This window comes from Mesorhizobium sp. RSR380A (assembly GCF_054719385.1).
The window spans coordinates 3502055-3519612 of record NZ_JBTTIB010000001.1; the positions used below are offsets into that span (position 1 = coordinate 3502055).

The window sequence follows — 17558 nt, forward strand, 5'->3', positions numbered from 1 at the left end:
ACCGCCATGTTGGACAAACCTGCCTCGGCCCTGCGCCTGCGCGAACGGCTGCTCGAATCAGAACGGCTGATGGAAGAGACCGGCTGCTATGACGGCATCACCGAGCTCACGCTACGCAACCAGGACCCGCTGAAATTCGAGACGCTGCACACCAAGCTGCGCGCCTATTGCGTCTCGGCCCGCGAAATGGCCCGCCGCATCTCGGCCTCGCCCGGCGTGCGCGAAGTCGGCGAAATGGTGGTGGCGATCTATACGCCCGAGGGCGATGCGATCGCGCTGTCCAACGGCATCATGGTCCACGTCCACACGATGAGCCGCTTCATCAAGTGGATGATCAAGAACGATTACGAGGAAAACCCGAAGATCCGCGAAGGCGACATCTTTGCCAACAACGATGCCTTCATCGGCACCGTGCAGGTGCCCGACGTCATGGACGTGGTGCCGATCTTCCATGAAGGCACGCTGGTCGGCTGGGCAGGTGCCGTCTGCCACGAGCTGGAGGCCGGCGGCATCACGCCCGGCGGCGACGTCTGCCTGGCGCAGGAGCGCTTCACCGAAGGCCTGTTCGTCTGCGCCGAAAAGATCGGCGAGAATGACGAGATCCGGCGCGACTACGTCATCCGCTGCGAGCGCAATCTGCGCATGCCGATCTACTGGGTGCTCGACGAGAAGGCCAAGGTTGCCTCCTGCATCGACATGCGCGAAAGCGTCAAGCAGTTGATCTCGGAGATCGGCCTCGACTACTGGATGAAGGTATCGAAGGAGTTCATCGAGGAGGGTCGTCGTGCCCAGCTCGCCCGTACCCGCCAGCTCACCGTGCCCGGCATCTATCGCGGCCACACCTTCTATGGCCATGTCACAGCGGGCAAGCCCGGCTTCCAGCTGCTTGGCGATCCCGACTGGCTCTACAACATCCCGATCGAGATGGAGATCACCACCGACGGCAAGATCACCATGGACTTCGAGGGCACGCAGCCCTGGGGCTACCATTCGATGAACTGCACGCCGGCCGGCATGGATGGCGGCATGTTCGTCACCTTGACCCAGCACATGAATTTCGAGGGCCTGGTCAATGACGGCGCCTGGATGGCGACCGAGCTGAAGCTGCCGCACGGCACCTGGACCAACCCCGACAATGAGATGGTGGCGACCGCCACATCCTGGGCGCTGCTGCTGCCGGCCTATGGCGTGTTCCAGCGCCTTTTGTCGCGCGGCTTCGTCGCGCGCGGCTTCGTCGAGGAAGCCTTCGTTGGCCAGGTCAACAGCCCGATGATCGAGATGGGCGGCGAAAGCCAGTACGGTACGCCGTTCGGCATGGCGCATTTCGAATGCGCCGCCGCCGGCTCCGGCGCGCTGGCCATCGCCGATGGCCTCGACACCGCCTATGTCGGCTGGAATCCGGAATCTGACATGGGCAACATCGAGGTCTGGGAACAATCGATGCCGATGGTCTATATCGGCCGCTCGATTGTCCCCAATTCAGGGGGCGCCGGCAAATATCGCGGCGGCTGTTCCTTCGTCTCGACCTGGCTGATCAACAAGACCTCGCACCTGCGACTGCACACCTCGGAACACTCCTCGCGGGTATTCGACAATGGCGGCATGTGTGGCGGCTATCCCGCGCCGACCTGCCAGAAGCATCGCGCGGTACGCAATTCCAACATCCATGAACTGGCGGCAAAAGGCGAACCGCTCGCGCATGCCCCAGGTATCGATCCGCATGTCTCCGACTACGAGAAGAACATCGGCGGCGACCATGCCGTGGTCGAAGGCCCCTACATCACCTCGCCGCACAAGTCGGGGGACATCTTCAGCCATTCCTACAATGGTGGCGGCGGTTACGGCGACGTGCTGGAGCGCGATCCGGTCAAGACCGCCTGGGATGCCGAGAACGGTTTTCTCACCCGCCAGGCGGCGATCCAGATTTTCGGCATCGTGCTGAAGGACGACGCCGAGGGTTATCCGGTTGCCGATATCGACGCCATCGTCGAACGTCGTGCCGCCATGCGCAGAGAGCGTCTGGCCAAGGCGATCCCGGTTTCGGACTGGATCGCTGCCGAACGCGGCCGTGTCGAGAAGGCCGACTTCGCGCCCGAGGTGAAGAAAATGTATGCCAGCGCGATCAAGCTATCGTCGCGCTTCACCAGGGATTTCAGTGATTTCTGGACCGTCGACGCCAGATCGATCTTCATGCCGGGAGCAAAGCCATGACCTCATACAGCAAGGAAGTCCTCGGCGATCTCTCAGCAGGCAAGCTGCCCTGGCCGCAGACAAAGCGCATCATGAGCGCCTACAAGGACGACGACCGCTTCTTCAAGATGCTCGCCGTCTATCAGGACCGTGTCGCATGGAAGGACCCGATCCTGCTGCCGGTCTCGGATCACCTCTTCATCTGCCAAAGCGGCGATGAACGGATCACCCGCTGCGAATGCGGCCACTCCTTCGGCGACTACCGCAAGAACTGGAAGCTCAAGGCCGCGATCAACGTGCGAAACACCGAGGCAGCGCTGCGCGAGATCTATCCCAACAGCGATATCCCCGATCCGCAATGGATGGAAATCCGCGAATTCATCTGTCCACAATGCGGCACCATGCACGAAGTGGAAGCGGCGGCGCCGGGCTACCCGATCGTCCATGATTTCGAGCCAGATCTCGAAGGCTTCTACCGCGAGTGGCTGGGCAAACCGCTTTAGCGAAACTCGATGTTACGGCCGCGTTGCCGGCAAGGTAGCGCTCCTAGCCGGCGACGGACTATGAATAAACGCATCGTACGTCGCATCGGAGACTGCCCACCATGACAGACCTTTCCGGCCGCAGCGCCATCGTCACCGGCGGGTTTTCCGGCATGGGTTTCGCCATTGCTACGGCCCTGGCGCAAGCCGGCGCCAATGTCGCCGTCGGCTCCTACATCGCGCCCGCCGGCGCCGACAGATCCGACGCCGCCTACTATCCCGGCGCCGATGAACTCGAGCGCGTGCGGTTGGCCCTGTCGGCACACGGCACCAGGGTTTGTGCCGCCCATCTCGATGTCCGCGACAGCGAGGTGACCAACCGGTTTGCAGCCGACGCGCAGGCCGCCATCGGCCCGGCCGACATACTGGTCAATGCCGCGGGCACCACCGCAGAACAGCCGGTCTGCGGCCATTCCGACGCGCTGTGGGACAAGATCGTCGACACCAATCTCAGCGGAGCGTTCCGCGTCACCCGAGCTGTGCTGCCCGGCATGATCGAGCGCGGCTGGGGCCGTATCGTCAACATCGGCTCGACGGCGGCTTCCGTCGGCTGGAAGGACAACCCGGCCTACTGCGCCTCGAAGGCCGGGCTGCTAGGCCTTACCCGCTGCGTGGCGCTGGAAGGCGCCGCGCACGGTGTCACCTGCGTCATGATCAGCCCGACCTGGGTCGAGACCGAACTGATGCGCCGCAACGTGGCGCAGGTCGTCGAGCGTGAGGGCAAGGGCAGAACCGCCGAGGAAGCGATGGCCGAGATCGCCAAGGGCAATCCCCAGCAGCGCATGCTGCAGCCGCAGGAAATCGCGGCTCTAGCCGTGTTCCTGTGTTCGGATCTGGCCAAGGGCATCACCATGGAAAACATCCAGATCACCGGCGGGGCGCTGTGGTAGTGTGTTCTCCTCGCCTGATCAGAGCTGCCGTGCTGGGTGGGCTACCGGCTGACCTCTCCCTGTTCGCTGGAGCAATTCCACGAAAAGTGTGAACGGGTTCCAACAGGAATTGCATCAAAACAAAGGGTTAGAGCAGTTCGTCGTTCCCGCAAAACGGTGAACGGCTCCGATGTAAGACAAGGTGACCGGATTTGCCATTGAGCATGGCGTGCGATAGGTTATATTGCACTGCACAATGGAGATGCCGTTTATTGCACGCCCCTGTTTGCGGACATGCCGGCTGGCTTGCGGCCGGTCTGGCTTGCCGACCTTGGGCCGCGTCGCCGGGACTCTGAGATGAAAATTCCAAAGGCCCTGCTGGTCGACCCCGAGAAGAACTCGGTCTATGGCGCCTTTGCAGTGGCCGTATCGGTCTGGGCGTTCTCCTATTCCGTCATTTTCGGCCAGGTGCTGATCCTGGCCTACTACGCCGTCTGGCTTCCGCTTATCCTCGTCGACTACCGGCGCTTCCTGCGGCAGTTGTCTAGCGCCTGGCTGCCGTTGCTGTTCGCGGCCTATGTCTGCTTCTCCGTCTTCTGGTCGCAGGCGCCCGGCATCACCGCCAGAACCGCGGTCCAGTACTTTTCCCACATTGCCTGCGCCTATGTCGCGGCGCGCACCGTCAGCGTACGCACCCTGACGCTCGGCGCCCTGATCGGGATATTCTTCGTCCTGCTCTATTCGCTCAAGGTCGGGGCTTATTCCGAGGACGTGCTTGACGGCACCTACAACTTCGTCGGCGCCTTCGCCTCCAAGAACCAGGTCGGCTTCGTCGGCTCGCTTGGCATCTATTTCTCCGTCGTTTTTCTTACTTTCCTGCGGCGTGGTCGGCTGAGCTTCATACTAACGGTGCCTGTGGTGCTGTTGTCGGCCTTTGTGCTGGTGGTCTCGCATTCCGCCACCTCGATGGCCTCGATACCGGCGGTCCTGGCGCTGATTGCGCTTCTTGCTATGACCAAGCTTTTGTCGCGGCGCTATCGCCGGGTGATCTTCGTGGTCGGCGCTGGTCTGGTCGTCGTGGTGGCCGTTGTTGCGCTCAATCTCGGGCTCATGGACTTCGTGCTTGGCCTCTTTGGTAAGGATTCGACACTCACCGGGCGGACATATCTTTGGGAGCAGGGCTGGAACGCTGCGCAGCGCTCGCCGATCCTCGGCGTCGGTTATGCCGCCTATTGGGTGCAGGGCTTTGCCGAAGCCGAGCGGCTGTGGAACGAATTCTACATCACCACTCGCACCGGCTTCCATTTCCACAACACCTATGTCGAGGCGCTTGTCGAGCTCGGCTTCACCGGCGCGATAATGGTGTCGCTGATCTTGCTGCGCACGCTTTATGGTCACGTTTCGACGGTGATCTTCAAGGCATGGCAGGCCGAATCGGTGGTGCTCTTCGGCGTGATGGTGCTGCTGCTCATCCGCTCCTTCGTCGAGGTCGAGATCCTCAACCCTTACATCATGGGCTCGTTCCTGATGTATTTCAGCTACTTCAAGCTGGCGCGGCTGCCGGTCACCCGCACGCGCTGGTCGCCGGCCTTCGAGCCGGCGGAGGCGGCAAGGGGCGAACCAGCCTGGCCCGGGCATGCCGGCCGTCCGGCCGCCGATCAAGCAAGCCCATGCGTGTCACCCAAAACTGCATAGCGGCTTTGGAGCAGCGACATCCGCGTGAATTCCTTCAAAGCAGCGCGCCGTATCGGTTCGCGGCCTAAAATCGCACATAGCAAAATCTCCGCCAGGCGGGCCTGACGGAGATTGGAATTCTTTGCTCTGGATGGATAGAAAGCGCTGGATCGCGACGTAGTCCCACAGCCTACTGACTGGCCGTCGGCGCCAGCTTCACCTTGATGACGTCGCCCGGCAGCACCGGCGTATCTTCCTTGGCGTCGATCTCGCTGGTCTTGCCGTCGGTCACGCGCACCAGCGAATAGATGAGCGCCGGCTCTTCATTGTTGTTTGTTATGGCGGCGGTCGTGGCCGGGTCCGATGCCTGGGCCATCAGGCCCTGTTGCATGTTGACCCTGAGTGCGGCTTCGTTGAGGTCTGCTTCGACCTGCTGCCGGTCGGCGGCAAGTCTCGAGTTCAACGTGTTCTGGGCATCGATGGCATCCTGCGTCGCCTTGCTGACCGACTGCTTGGCGGTGAGGATCGCCGTCTCATAGTCCAGGATCTTGCCCTGCAGATCGGTGACCGACTGTTGCGAGGAAAGCAGGCGTGCGTTGGCGACCAGGCCCTTTTGCGCCAGCGGACCGATACTGTCCGCCTGCTGCTGCGCCAGGTCGACCTGCTTTTGCTGGTTGACGATCTTTTTCTGCAGCGCCTCGATTTCGGACTGCAGGACCCCTTTCAGATCGTCAAGCGCCTGCAGCTTCAGCTTCAACGCTTTCTGGTCGGAGATCAGGATCTGCATTTCGTCGGCGACGATTGTCGCCAGGCGCGGGTCGCCCTCGACTTCCTTAGGCGCCTCGAAACTCTCCTTGCCGGCGAGATCGGCATCGATGCGGGCACGCTTGACGATCAACCGCACGCGCTGGTCGTCATAAATGTCGAAATTGCCCTTGGCGGTGATCAGATCCTTGCCGAGCTGGGTGCCGAAATCGGCGTTGCGCCGGATGCCGCCGGCGATGCTGATCGCCTTGAGCACGGTCAGCTCCGGCACATAGGGAAACTGGCCAGGCGTCTGGATCTCGCCCGAGATGTAGAACGGCCGGAACTGCACCATTTCCACCGAGGCTTCCGGCTTGTCCGACAAGGCAAGCTTGCGCTGCAGGGCGACGCTGATCGCGGCCGCAACATCCGACGTGGTCTTGCCGGCGGCCGGCAGTTCGCCGACGAACGGCACCGACAAATTGCCGGCTGGACCGACCGAATATTCGCCGTTTACCGCCGACCAGTCACGGAACGTGCCTTCCACCGTCTGCCACTCGGCGACGCGGATGTTGAGCTTGTCCTGCGAGCCGAGCCGGTACTCGTCGGCCATGGCCGGAACCGCGAGCGACAGAGCGAGGCACGTGGCGACGAGCCGTGCCGGCCGCATCGGGCCGGCAAGGCGAAAATACGCTGATATGTCTGTTTTCAACTGAACGTTTCCGATCCGTTTTGGCCCCATCCGCCCGATAGGCCTGCTGCCGAGTGCCTCCTTCGGAACCTGGCAGAATACTATGGCTGCAATGCGAGACCGGCCCATCGCCGAATAGCTTTGGACCGGATTGGCTTCGGGCCGTACCGGCCCGATTGCTGACCAGTTGCGGTCGGTCAGTAGGAACCGCGCGACATCCACACCGCAGGCACGGTCTTGAGGATGATGCGAACGTCTTCGAACAGCGACCAGTTCTCGACATAGTGACGGTCGAACGCGACGCGGCTGTCATAGGAGACATCGTTGCGTCCGCTGACCTGCCAGAGCCCGGTCAGGCCCGGCCGCGACTTCAAATAATAGACCGCGGCGCTGCCGTAGATCTCAAGCTCGTCACGCACCACCGGGCGAGGCCCGACAAGGCTCATATCGCCCTGCAGGATGTTGATGATCTGCGGCAGCTCGTCGAGGCTGAGCTTGCGCAGAACGGCGCCGACGCGGGTGACGCGCGGATCGTTCTTCAGCTTGCGGGTCGCGATCCATTCGGCGTTGGCTTCCGGATTGGCCGCGAGATAGGCGGCCAGCACACGTTCGCCGTCTTCGACCATGGTGCGGAACTTGAGGCAGGGGAAAATCCGCCCACCGCGTCCGATGCGCTTGTGGCCGTAGAAGATCGAGCCGCCGTCGGAAAGCTTGACCAGAAGGGCCACCATCAGGAACAGCGGGCTAAGCGCCACCAGGCCGACAAGTGAACCGAAAATATCGAAACTGCGCTTCAGCAGCCCGCCGATGGGTGGCGGAAAATCTACGCCGACATGCGAAAATGCCGCATTGGCCGACTTGGCAACGTCCCTCATGCAAAAGCTCCATACGTTGAACGGATGGTTTATGCCACGATACCAAAAAAATGCTGCAGCGCAACACACAATTTCCCATATGGCTGAAATAGTCACGTCAGGAATTGACTAAATAATAAACGCTCCTTGCCCAAATTTTGCCCTTTATGGCGGGTTTGTGACGAATAATTAGCAACCGTAGGAAATGTAATGCCTTTTTTCGGCGGGTTTTGGGCAAATCGTCCTTTGCCGCAGAGGGAACGGCTTTAACTGATTTTCGAATCACTGGCTTTGCTAAATTAATCAAGTAAAATACTAATCAACATTGTAGATTCTACTGTAGTATAAAGCGCATGACGAGTTAGGTCACCACCCCTGCGTGTGCATCGCAGCATGGCGGAGTCCAAGCCGCCGCCAAGCCGAAAATTATTGCAGGTTGCCCTTGCCGTCAGTTTCGCGCCTTAATAGAGTCGCAAATTATTCCTGATAGAGTCTGGATGGGTTGGGAAGGCCGGAAGCAACCGGCCGAAAAAGAGCAGCTAAATAAGCTCGCATGGCGAATGGGGAGATACTCGGGTGGGTAAGTCATCGCTTTTGCATGCTCGGGCCGGTTGACGGGCCGCCGAACATGTCATTACCAAAATTCGTCATTGGAATGGTTTTCGCCCTCGCGATCGTGGTCGCGTGGTCCTATGTCGACGGCGCGACGGTCACCACAACGGTGCTTCGCGTCATCGGCTGCGCTGTCCTCATCCAAATCGGTTATTTCCTGCTGGTGTATGTGATGATCGCCAGGAGCGCGCCGACATCGGCCGACAGGGCTCGCGACGCCGAAAGAAGCCTCGGCGCCGACAAGGCGGTTGAAGGCGAGAAGCTCTCGGCGAGGCGCAGCGTGCATTGAGTAGTCTGAAGCCGCAAGGTCGGCCTCGGATCATCTTGCAGCCGGACTCAGCCTGCTTCGGCCGGCTCGGGTTCCGATTGCTCGCCTGAAAGCATTTTCGACAGGCGGCTGCCGGCCTTCGCTTTCAACCTCTGATATTGCCCCACTTCGACGATTCGTCCGTTTTCGACTGCAACCACCCAGTCGGCGAAGGCGATCATCGATGGCCTGTGCGCAATGGTCAGGATCGTCATCGATCCGCGCAAGCCGTCGATCGACTTGGCGATCAGGGACTGGTTCTGCCAGTCGAGCGCGCTGGTCGCCTCGTCGAGAATGAGCAGCGAAGGTTTGCGCAGCAGCGCGCGCGCCAGCGCGATGCGCTGGCGTTCGCCGCCCGAGAGCCGGACGCCGCGGTCGCCGACCACCGTGTCGAGCCGCAACTCCAGCCGCTCGACGAAGTCGGCGCCATGCGCAGCGCGCAGTGCAGTCCACAGCTCCGCGTCAGTGGCTTGCGGCGCGGCAAGGCGCAGATTGGCGGCGATCGTATCGTGCAGCAGGAACACGTCTTGCGGCACATACGCCACCTGGTCGCGCCAGCGCCGGCGGTTGGCGGCGCCGATCTCGACGCCATCGGCCAGGATCTTGCCCTCGCTCGGTTCGAGCAGGCCAAGCAGCATGTCGGCAAGCGTGCTCTTGCCCGATCCTGACGGACCGATCAGCGCCGTTACCTTGCCAGCGGGAAGGCCAAAGGTGACATCGCTCACCACCGGCTTGCCGCCGGCCTCATAGGCAAAGGAGACATTGCGGATGTTGAGCCCGACATCGAGCGACAGCTTGGCATCCGATTCGAGGTTTGCCGGCTCGAGTTCGGCATCGAAACGCGCCTGCATGTCGCGCATCGAGGCATAGGCCGGCAGGTTGATCAGCACCTGCTGCGCCTGCATCTGCATGTCCATGAAACGCGGCGCGATGCGCATGAACACCAGAAGCAGGACAACGATCTCGGCCAGCGAGAGGTTGAAGCGGACCAAAGCGACATAGATGAACAGGCTCAGACCAATGACGCTGGCGACCTGGAACAGAGCGGTGGCGATGGTGCTGTTGCGGACATAGTTGATGTTGTCGGCCTTCATCTTCTCCAGCGTCGCGCGAAGCTGCGCGTAATAGGTCGCCTCGACATTCAGGCTCTTGGCCACCTTGATGCCGCCGAGGAACTCCGAGACCGTTCGGTACTGCTCCTGGCGATTGCTGGTCAAAACCCGGCCGAAGGCGCTGGCTCGTGCCCGAAACGGCTGCAGCGCCAGGAAGGTGACGATGCCGACGACAATGGCAAACGCCGTCATCACTGTCGAAATGAACAGCGAGACAACGAGATAACCCGCCAGAAGCACGGCGATCTGCACCAGCATCAGCAGCGAGAACGCCGCCGACTGCACGCGGTCGATATCGCCGGTCAGCGCATGGTCGAGATCGGAGCTGCGCATGCGCGCGAATATCCCCCACCGCGCCTTGCCGATGCTCTCGAACAGGTTCATGCGCAGGCGATTGATGAAGTCGAGCAGCAGCCGCGCCATGTAGACGGATTTATAGCGGTTGAACGCTGCCTGCAGCGCGACAAGCCCGACCAGCAGGCAAAGCACCGTGGTCAATTGCAGCGTTCCGTCCGGAGCCAGCCAGCGCACCCAGTCGCGGTCAGGCAACCTGACCGCGAAATTCTGCTCGGGTCGCCCGACCAGATGCAGCAGCGGCACCAGAAGCAGGATCGAGATGCCTTCGGTCAGGCTTCCCAGGATCAGGAACAGCAATGCCGTGAAGGTCCTGCGCCCGCCGATCCGGGCCATGGCGGCGCCGAAGCCGGCGACATCGCGGTAAAACGAAAAGCGCAGGATCTGCGATGCGGACATGTCAGTCACCGCGGCCCTTTGTCGGCCGCCAGATCGTTTTCGATCAGGGCGACGGCTTCGCCGATACGGTCGAGCCCGGTGGGCACTTCGAGGCGACAGACGCCGATCTGGCTGGCCAGGGCGGCGCATTGGCGAAGATGTGTCGTGGCAAAATCGCCGACCAGGGCTGGACGGCCGAAACGCGTCACATAGGAAAATTTGATGATTGCCGGCAGGGCGCCGATGCCTGGCAGCGGCGTGATCGCTGCCTTATCGCTGCGCTCGAGGATATAGATCCGGGTCGCCGGCACCGCGTCTGCCGCAAATCCGGCGTGCAGGCGATGCTGCATCTTGTCGATCGCCGCATGCACCTGCGGGCGTATTTCTGCCTGGCGGATGGGAAACGCGGCGGCGGCATCGGCGGCGAGCTTCAACTGCGGAAAACCCGGAACGATCATCGGCCGGTCCGTGAGATCGAGCGCCACGACATCGTCGGTCAGCAATCGATGCCCGGCACGAATCATCGCGCTCGCCGTCGTCGATTTGCCGGCGCCCTTGTCGCCCATGAAGACAGCGCTCTTGCCGCCGACCGCAATGGCGCTGGCGTGCAGGATGAGCAGGCCGCGCTGATGCAAAAGCAGCGCCATGACCGGGCCGAGCAGCGGAAACGCCAGCAGCGCGTCGTCGACATCGGGCGCCGGCTCCACCTCGATGCGGCAGGCATCGGTGATCAGGAAGGCGCCGACCGTCCGCCAGGCCAGATATTGCTGACGCGCCTCGAAGCGGAAAGCAGTTCCGGTCTCGGGCGAGGGTTTTGGCAAGTCGATCGGGCCGACTGCAATCACCACATCGACCGCCGCCGGCGCGCTCGGCTCCAGCTCGGGCAATTCGACCTGCGAGCTGATCGTCAGGCCATAAGCCCTGTAGAAGTGTTGCGCGCGAGCCTTGGGATGGCCGGCATCGCGGATCGAATCGGTGAGTGGCATGTTGGCCGGTGTCATGCATGGCTCCCGCGCTGTTGCACCTGCCTTAGCCACAGCGACAACGCGATCGAACGCCAGACATACTGGACATCGGGCAGGGTGGCTTCGTCCGGTTGCCGCGCGATGCGGCCGTAGGCGGCGGTCACTTCGGGCAAATTGACATAGGGCGCGATCAGCGCCGCATCCGCTACCAGCACCTTGTCGAGGAGATCACGGTGATTGCTGAGCATGCCTTTGACCAGGTTCGAGGTGAAATCGATCTTGTCGCGCCGCCACTGCACCACCGGGGGCAGGATACCTTCCATGGCGCGGCGCAGCACCGAGCGGCCAAAGCCCCGGTTCAGCTTTTCCGCGCCGGGCAGCGCCAGGCAGAACTCGACCAGCGGCTTGTCCCAGAAGGGGTAGCGCGGCTCGACGCCGAAATTGGCGGCGGCCTTGTCGAGAACCTCGAAGGCGTGCGGCACCATGCCGTTCGACAGCAGCCAGCGATGGGTCAAGGTCTCGCTGGCGCTGACCGCGGGCGGCATATAGCCGGCCCTGCGGAACCGTTCGACGAGGTCGGTGCGCATCGCCAGGTCCGGATTGATCAGGCCGCGCCAGCTCGTCGCCGGCCGCCCAGTGGGATGGCGCCGCAATTTGCCAAGCACGCGGTTCGCGAACCGCTTGATTCTCGCGACGCGCCAGGCAGGCCCGTAGAGGGTCAGGAACTTGTAGTAAAGGCCGAGCATGCCGTCGCCATAAGTGTTGGAAGCGCTGCGCAGCTCACGCCACAGCTCCATCCATTTGCCGGCATCGGCGAGTTCGTGCAGATGGCCGTGGCCTTGCGAAACCACCTCGTCGCCACCATGGCCGTCCAGCAGCACCTTCATGCCCTTGGCGCCGGCCGTCCTGTAGATGTCGCGGGTCAGCGACAGGCCGGGGGCCAGGAACGTTTCTTCCTGCTCCTCCAGAATGCGTTCGAATTCCGCGAAGGGCGCGTAGTCGCCGACGGAAATCAAAGTGCCGTCGACCTTCTGCTGGCCCAGCACCGCCTCGATGAACGGACGCTCATCCATCGGCGAGCCCTTTTCGAACACCAGCGAGAAGGTCGGCAGCCTCGGTCTTTGCTGGGCGGCATTCTGCAGGCCCGCCACGCAGGCGATCGAGGAGGAATCGAGGCCTCCGCTCAGCATCGCCCCGACCGCAGGCGTGCCGCGCATGCGGTTGCGGACCGATTGCGAGAACAGATGGCGGAATTCCTCGGCCGTGTCCGCCCGCATCGGTCTTGGCGACGGTTCGATCTGCCAGTAGCGGCGCAACACCACCTGGTTCCCGGTCACCGTCAGGCTATGGCGCGCCGGCAGGCGAAAGATATCGGCATAGGCAGTCGATTGCGGATCGTCGGGCAGCCCGGCGAGGAAGCCGGAAATCTGGTGTTCGCTGATGCGCATGTCGACGCCGCCGACATCGAGGATCGGCCCGATCTCGGAAGCAAAGACGAAACGCCGGTCGCTCGAATGGTAGTAGAAGGGTTTGACGCCGAAATGATCGCGCACGCAAAACAGCTTCTGGCGCTCGGCGTCCCAGATGGCAAAGGCGAAGTCGCCCTGCAGATATTCGGGACAGGCTTCGCCCCAGCGCAGATAGGCGCGCATCACAAGCACGGCGTCGGCAACCGAATTGTCCCGGATGCCGAGCCTGGCCAAGAGTTCGTCGCGGTTGTCCAGCCGGCAATCCGCGGTGATTGCGAGCTTGCCGCCGGCCATGGTCAGCGGGCCGGGGCCGGCTTCATCGGTGGTGTTGAGCCAGGCGTGGCCAAGAACGACGCCCTCGTCGATCCACCACGAACTGCCGTCAGGCGCGCGATGCTGCATGCGGGCAAGCATGCGCTGGATGTCGGCCGCGGCGGCCTGCCTGCCTTCCTGCCTCAGCAGAATTCCGGCGACGCCGCTCATCGCTCACTGGCCGTGGTCGACGAGATGGTTAAACCCGCCAAGCGAGCCGCCGAGCACGATATGGTCGCCGCTGACCAGCCAGGCATGCGCCTTCAACTCGGTGCCGGTATCGCGCTCGATGCCGATGCGGATTTTTGAGGCGTTGCCCTGGCGGGCAAGCAAATATTGGCCGGAAAGCGCTTGGGTCAGACAGCTTGCGCCAGGCACCAGGCGGGCAGCCGCAGCCACGCCCCAGGCGACACGCCTGAGATCGCCGATGTCGGCTGGTTCGCGCGCGTCGAGCCGGGTCACCATGCGGCGCACTTTGTTGTAGGAAAGCAGCGTCAGCCCCAGCCGCACCGCCACGACCACCGCAAGGCAGTGGGCGAGAAAGAGCATCTCCGGCCCGCTAAGTGAGAAAGCTCTAGACAAGTTCCTCATCATGGAGCCTCGCAAGCCCGGCGTCCGCCAAGCCCTTCAACAATCCATCGACATCGGCCTTGCAGCGTTCCGGATCGACATTGTAGCGATCCAGCACGGCGCTGCGGATTTCGGAAATCGGCCGCGGCTCCTGGATCAGCTCCCAGATATAGGCGCCGACGCTGTTCAGGCTGTAATAGATGTTGGACCTCATATCGAGCAGCGCCAGGCCGTTGCCGAATTCGCAGGCCACGGCATCCTTGCTCGCGCTCATCCGATCATGGTCCGTGGGGTTCCAGTCCATTCCTAAACCTCGCTCACAACCAACGCTTCGGCAATTCCGGACAAAGACGCGAGAGCCGGGGTTTGACCCCCGACTCTCCTTAGTGCGCTCTGTTTGCAGAGTCCGGACTTTGTCACCCCAACGAGAGAATACTCAGGAGAAGGTGAGTTCGCCGACCGGCGTATGTGCCGGAAACGAGGCGTCGAGTGCCGTAGTACCGCTACCGCCTTGCGTGATGGTCTCGATCGAGCCGTGGACCGTCAGGCTAGGGGTTTCGTACTCATGCTTTTCAACATTCTGTTCCAATTTACTCTCCACTTGTGGACTGGAAGCGGCCTGTCGATTGCCGGCAGCGAGCTATTGCTGCACCGCAATAGCTGCATGGCAGCATTTATGAGTCAAGCCTGATTTACCAGCCGTTAATCAATTCTCGGTTGCGACTCCCTTCAATGGTGATCAAAGCGCTTTGCATTTTCACATCCCAGGAGAATTCAGCAATTTTCCTTCGAATGCTCCTCACTTGGGCGCTGGCGCATTCCCACAAAATTGTTGCTGACGTACCCGTCACAAGCCCCGATCAGGCGGCGCCTTGCATCTAGGACTGTGTTGCGAAACGTTCAGGTTGCAGGAAATTGGCGCCAAAGGAAAAACTGGACGCGGCGCATGAATTTGGCGATGCTTTGCTTCGCACTTGCAATATAACGCGCCTGGCGAATTTTTTGCGGAGATGCTGCAGCAGATGGCCTTGCAGGAAGGGACCTTCGAAAGGTTGCGCGCCGCTGGCTGCGCCGACGAAGTGGCCTATGTGCAGGCGTGCCTGCGGCTGTTCTTCGCCTCCGGGGCGAGCCCCAGCGCCGCGCCTGCACCGGCCATCTCCGTTGCCGATGTTTGCGACATCGCCAGGCTGAACAAGGTCGCCACCTTCATGCTGAAGGCGCTGTCGCGCCCACCGGCGGGCGAGACGCCGCCGGGATTGCTCGAGTGGCTCGACACTTATCGCCGGCGCACGATTGCGATGAACTCGTCCGGCATCATGGATTCGATGGCCATCGACAAGGCGCTGCGCGGCAGCGGCATCGATTTCGTGTTCCTGAAGGGGCCCCTCCAGCAGCAACTGCTCTATGGCGACCATTTCATGAAGCCGTCCGGAGATGTTGACATATTGGTGTCGCCGGCCGGCTTCTTTAGGGCTCGCGATGCGCTGCGCTCGATCGGCTACGAGGTCGCCGGCAAGTCCCGCTCCGTCTGGTGGGTGCGCTTTCTGGGCGAGCAGCACATGGTTCGCAGCCAAGGTCGGAAATTGTCCACCGTCGATCTCCATTACCGGCTCCAGCAGCCGGGATCGCCCAGCCCGCGCGATACGGAAGGGTTCCTGCGCCGCAAGCGCGCGCTTGCGATCGCCGGCTCCAGCGTGCCGTTCATCTCGGCCTCCGACACTTTGCTTCTGTCCTGCATCAGTGTCGCAAAGGCGCTGTTCAACCGCGAGCCATGCGCGGGCTATGTCTGCGATGTCCGGGCCGCTGCCAGTCGGCTGAGCGAGGCCGAGCAGCAGACTGTGCTCGACTACGCGGTCGAGCAGGGGCTGGCTGACACCCTGCTGCTGGTACTGCGCGCCGCCGATGTGCTGCTTGGTGGCGCCGGCACGCTGCTGTCGGATCGGGCCACCAGGATCCTGTCACGCATCGGCAATGAAGACCTGTTCCACATGGTCATCGCGCCGTGGCTGTCGTCGCTCAGATGGCCGCAACGGCGCACCGTTTTGTGGGAATTGTGCGGCCGCGAACCTGTCCGCTACCTGACCGAGGCCGGCTGGGCCGCGTCAGCCGACCTCAGCCGGCGGATTTTCGAGCGGGAAAGCCGGTGACGATGAGGGTCGTCATGCAGCAGGCAGATAACGTTCCGTCCCGATCCGCTGGGGATGGATCGGGGTCCGGCGCCGCGCGCCGGGAGGGCGAGGGGCCTCGCGACACTTTATGCAATCGAAAGGCCACCCTATGTCCATGACAGAATCCCGGGTCTGCGTGATCATCGCGGCGCGCAACGCGGCCCGGACCATTCCCGCAGCCATCGCCTCGGCGCTGCGCGAGCCGGAGGTGGCGGAAGTCGTCGTCGTCGACGACGCCTCCACCGATGACACCGCAAAGGTGGCCAGCGCTGCCGATGATGGCAGCGGCCGGCTTTCGGTCATCCGGCTCGACGCCAATCGCGGCCCGTCCTTCGCCCGCAACGCCGCCATTGCCGGGTCGAAATCGCCTTTCATCAGCATTCTCGACGCCGACGATTTCTTCCTTCAGGGACGGTTTCGCCAGCTGTTTGCCAGCGCCGACTGGGATTTCGCCGCCGACAACATCATGCTGATCCGTGACGATACGGCGACCGATGTCTCGAAGATCGTCGCCCCGTCCTTTTCGGCGGACCCGGAATTCCTCGACTTCGAGCGGTTCATCGAGGGCAACATCTCCAGACGGCGTGTCCAGCGCGGCGAACTCGGCTTTCTCAAGCCGGTGATATCAAGAGCTTTCCTCGACAGGCATGGGCTGCGTTACGACGAGAACCTGCGTCTCGGCGAAGACTATGAACTGTACGCCCGCGCCTTTGCCCTTGGCGCACGCTTCAAGGTCATCCGTTCCTGCGGCTATGGCGCGATCGTGCGCGCCGATTCGCTGAGCGGGCGCCACAAGACACAGGATCTGAAGCGCCTCGCCGATGCGGATCTGGCACTGCTCAAGATCGACAGCCTGCCGGAAGGCTCCAAGGCCCTGCTGCGCAAGCACGAGCGGCATGTGCGTGACAAATACCGGCTGCGCAATTTCCTCGATGTGAAGGCCGAGCGCGGCATGGCGTCTGCCGCCGCCTATGCGCTGGCCAGCCAGTCGAACCTCATTCCTATCGTTGTCGGCGTGGCCGCCGACAAGCTCGATGCCTTGTTTCGCCACGCCGGTCTGTCCCCGCGGCAGCAGCCGGTGCCGCCCTTGCGCTTCCTCATGGCCGCTACCAGCACGGCGGCGCAAAAGTAGGCTCCGCCAAGTCCGGGACGGCGGCCGCAAGGCTGAAAAAATTGCCTTTCTGAAACTCGGAGGTTGCCTACACGCCCCGACGATGGCACTGTATGTTGCGGTGCAGCAATTTTGGAAGGCCAACCGGATGGCTTCAATTTTCGGCTTCAGGTCCAGGGACCCAGCGCGCGACAAGCAGACCGATCTGGCGCGTTTCGACCGTCTGGCAAAGCTGTTGGATCAGATCACGGCCGAGATTGCGGCCGAGAAGACCGGGTTGGAGGCCCGCTACCGGTCGAAGTCCACCAACGCGGCCTTCCTGGTCGAGTCGATGGAGAACGGCTCGGCGTCGGCAAGCAAGCTGTCGGAAGTCGGCGAGCTGACGAAGTCCATCCTGAACTGCGAAAAGCGCATCGCCGAGCTGGTGCGCCAGACGAGCCGGATGAAGGAACTGCGTCATTCACTCGACGCGATCGTCGGCGAGGATGGCCAGGGTTCTGATTCGCACGGGGAATATGTCAAACCCGCAGGTCGCTTCGGCTGAACACGGTCACACGAGACACAGAAGAGAAAGTTCGGGGACGGAGGATCGGGATCGGCCCGTTAGCAATGTGGGCCAATCGGTGACTTTGGGTT

16 protein-coding genes are annotated in these 17558 nt (G+C 62.3%); 8 read left to right on the forward strand and 8 right to left on the reverse strand.

Annotation, left to right across the window (positions count from 1 at the left end; all coding sequences use genetic code 11):
* The first annotated feature begins 6 nt into the window (after nt 1-6).
* The 4 genes from ACYG9Z_RS16975 (at nt 7) to ACYG9Z_RS16990 (ending at nt 5296) form a co-directional block, all read left to right on the forward strand.
* Nucleotides 7-2211, forward strand: coding sequence for a hydantoinase B/oxoprolinase family protein (locus ACYG9Z_RS16975; RefSeq protein ID WP_023752402.1), 2205 nt, complete (start codon nt 7-9; stop codon nt 2209-2211).
* A complete protein-coding gene (locus tag ACYG9Z_RS16980; protein WP_023684242.1) occupies nt 2208-2693 on the forward strand; it encodes an acetone carboxylase subunit gamma in 486 nt (161 codons plus the stop codon). The genes ACYG9Z_RS16975 and ACYG9Z_RS16980 overlap by 4 nt, the downstream gene beginning before the upstream one ends.
* A 101-nt stretch (nt 2694-2794) precedes the next feature.
* The gene (locus ACYG9Z_RS16985) at nt 2795-3622 is read left to right on the forward strand and encodes an SDR family NAD(P)-dependent oxidoreductase (protein WP_023684241.1); all 828 of its coding nucleotides are present in this window, start codon (nt 2795-2797) and stop codon (nt 3620-3622) included.
* Nucleotides 3623-3958: 336 nt separating this feature from the next.
* Nucleotides 3959-5296: an O-antigen ligase family protein gene (locus ACYG9Z_RS16990; RefSeq protein WP_023684240.1), complete on the forward strand. Its 1338-nt coding sequence runs from the start codon at nt 3959-3961 to the stop codon at nt 5294-5296.
* Between the two features lie 169 nt (nt 5297-5465).
* On the opposite strand, the gene ACYG9Z_RS16995 is transcribed toward ACYG9Z_RS16990, so the two are convergent.
* Entirely contained in the window at nt 5466-6689 is a 1224-nt protein-coding gene (locus tag ACYG9Z_RS16995) for a polysaccharide biosynthesis/export family protein (protein WP_032903882.1), read from the reverse strand.
* Nucleotides 6690-6907: 218 nt separating this feature from the next.
* Complete coding sequence (locus ACYG9Z_RS17000; RefSeq protein WP_023668816.1) at nt 6908-7585, reverse strand: sugar transferase; 678 nt, start codon at nt 7583-7585, stop codon at nt 6908-6910.
* A 607-nt stretch (nt 7586-8192) separates the two neighbouring features.
* On the opposite strand from ACYG9Z_RS17000, the gene ACYG9Z_RS17005 reads away from it, so the two are divergent.
* A complete protein-coding gene (locus ACYG9Z_RS17005; RefSeq protein ID WP_023668815.1) occupies nt 8193-8465 on the forward strand; it encodes a hypothetical protein in 273 nt (90 codons plus the stop codon).
* Nucleotides 8466-8512: 47 nt separating this feature from the next.
* On the opposite strand, the gene ACYG9Z_RS17010 is transcribed toward ACYG9Z_RS17005, so the two are convergent.
* The 6 genes from ACYG9Z_RS17010 to ACYG9Z_RS17035 all read right to left on the reverse strand — a co-directional run bounded on the left by ACYG9Z_RS17010 (nt 8513) and on the right by ACYG9Z_RS17035 (nt 14232).
* Nucleotides 8513-10348 carry an ABC transporter ATP-binding protein gene (locus tag ACYG9Z_RS17010; protein ID WP_023752401.1) on the reverse strand — a complete coding sequence of 612 codons (1836 nt, stop codon included), beginning with the start codon at nt 10346-10348 and terminating at the stop codon, nt 8513-8515.
* 5 nt (nt 10349-10353) lie between these two features.
* Nucleotides 10354-11328, reverse strand: a complete 975-nt coding sequence (locus tag ACYG9Z_RS17015; protein ID WP_023752400.1) for a phosphoenolpyruvate carboxykinase (ATP) — start codon at nt 11326-11328, stop codon at nt 10354-10356.
* Nucleotides 11325-13244 carry a lasso peptide isopeptide bond-forming cyclase gene (locus tag ACYG9Z_RS17020; protein WP_023752399.1) on the reverse strand — a complete coding sequence of 640 codons (1920 nt, stop codon included), beginning with the start codon at nt 13242-13244 and terminating at the stop codon, nt 11325-11327. The genes ACYG9Z_RS17015 and ACYG9Z_RS17020 overlap by 4 nt, the downstream gene beginning before the upstream one ends.
* A gap of 3 nt (nt 13245-13247) precedes the next feature.
* Nucleotides 13248-13622: a lasso peptide biosynthesis B2 protein gene (locus ACYG9Z_RS17025; RefSeq protein WP_023702339.1), complete on the reverse strand. Its 375-nt coding sequence runs from the start codon at nt 13620-13622 to the stop codon at nt 13248-13250.
* 25 nt (nt 13623-13647) lie between these two features.
* Entirely contained in the window at nt 13648-13917 is a 270-nt protein-coding gene (locus ACYG9Z_RS17030) for a PqqD family protein (protein WP_245259933.1), read from the reverse strand.
* A gap of 162 nt (nt 13918-14079) precedes the next feature.
* Complete coding sequence (locus tag ACYG9Z_RS17035; protein ID WP_023684233.1) at nt 14080-14232, reverse strand: lasso RiPP family leader peptide-containing protein; 153 nt, start codon at nt 14230-14232, stop codon at nt 14080-14082.
* A gap of 433 nt (nt 14233-14665) precedes the next feature.
* Here ACYG9Z_RS17035 and ACYG9Z_RS17040 point away from each other — a divergent pair, with 433 nt between their 5' ends.
* The 3 genes from ACYG9Z_RS17040 to ACYG9Z_RS17050 all read left to right on the forward strand — a co-directional run bounded on the left by ACYG9Z_RS17040 (nt 14666) and on the right by ACYG9Z_RS17050 (nt 17466).
* Nucleotides 14666-15790, forward strand: a complete 1125-nt coding sequence (locus ACYG9Z_RS17040) for a nucleotidyltransferase family protein (RefSeq protein ID WP_023752398.1) — start codon at nt 14666-14668, stop codon at nt 15788-15790.
* Between the two features lie 130 nt (nt 15791-15920).
* A complete protein-coding gene (locus tag ACYG9Z_RS17045) occupies nt 15921-16943 on the forward strand; it encodes a glycosyltransferase family 2 protein (protein ID WP_023702337.1) in 1023 nt (340 codons plus the stop codon).
* 127 nt (nt 16944-17070) lie between these two features.
* Nucleotides 17071-17466, forward strand: coding sequence for a cytochrome P450 family protein (locus tag ACYG9Z_RS17050; RefSeq protein WP_023752397.1), 396 nt, complete (start codon nt 17071-17073; stop codon nt 17464-17466).
* Nucleotides 17467-17558: the final 92 nt, after the last annotated feature.

Bases quoted from the DNA above. Each gene is read 5' to 3' on its own strand.
- ACYG9Z_RS16985 (WP_023684241.1), top strand. From the start codon at position 2,795: ATGACAGACCTTTCCGGCCGCAGCGCCATCGTCACCGGCGGGTTTTCC.
- ACYG9Z_RS17005 (WP_023668815.1), top strand. From the start codon at position 8,193: ATGTCATTACCAAAATTCGTCATTGGAATGGTTTTCGCCCTCGCGATC.
- ACYG9Z_RS16990 (WP_023684240.1), top strand. From the start codon at position 3,959: ATGAAAATTCCAAAGGCCCTGCTGGTCGACCCCGAGAAGAACTCGGTC.
- ACYG9Z_RS17045 (WP_023702337.1), top strand. From the start codon at position 15,921: ATGTCCATGACAGAATCCCGGGTCTGCGTGATCATCGCGGCGCGCAAC.
- ACYG9Z_RS16995 (WP_032903882.1), bottom strand. From the start codon at position 6,689: ATGCGGCCGGCACGGCTCGTCGCCACGTGCCTCGCTCTGTCGCTCGCG.
- ACYG9Z_RS17020 (WP_023752399.1), bottom strand. From the start codon at position 13,244: ATGAGCGGCGTCGCCGGAATTCTGCTGAGGCAGGAAGGCAGGCAGGCC.
- ACYG9Z_RS16980 (WP_023684242.1), top strand. From the start codon at position 2,208: ATGACCTCATACAGCAAGGAAGTCCTCGGCGATCTCTCAGCAGGCAAG.
- ACYG9Z_RS17030 (WP_245259933.1), bottom strand. From the start codon at position 13,917: ATGAGCGCGAGCAAGGATGCCGTGGCCTGCGAATTCGGCAACGGCCTG.
- ACYG9Z_RS17010 (WP_023752401.1), bottom strand. From the start codon at position 10,348: ATGTCCGCATCGCAGATCCTGCGCTTTTCGTTTTACCGCGATGTCGCC.
- ACYG9Z_RS17000 (WP_023668816.1), bottom strand. From the start codon at position 7,585: ATGAGGGACGTTGCCAAGTCGGCCAATGCGGCATTTTCGCATGTCGGC.
- ACYG9Z_RS17040 (WP_023752398.1), top strand. From the start codon at position 14,666: ATGGCCTTGCAGGAAGGGACCTTCGAAAGGTTGCGCGCCGCTGGCTGC.
- ACYG9Z_RS17025 (WP_023702339.1), bottom strand. From the start codon at position 13,622: ATGCTCTTTCTCGCCCACTGCCTTGCGGTGGTCGTGGCGGTGCGGCTG.
- ACYG9Z_RS16975 (WP_023752402.1), top strand. From the start codon at position 7: ATGTTGGACAAACCTGCCTCGGCCCTGCGCCTGCGCGAACGGCTGCTC.
- ACYG9Z_RS17050 (WP_023752397.1), top strand. From the start codon at position 17,071: ATGGCTTCAATTTTCGGCTTCAGGTCCAGGGACCCAGCGCGCGACAAG.
- ACYG9Z_RS17015 (WP_023752400.1), bottom strand. From the start codon at position 11,328: ATGACACCGGCCAACATGCCACTCACCGATTCGATCCGCGATGCCGGC.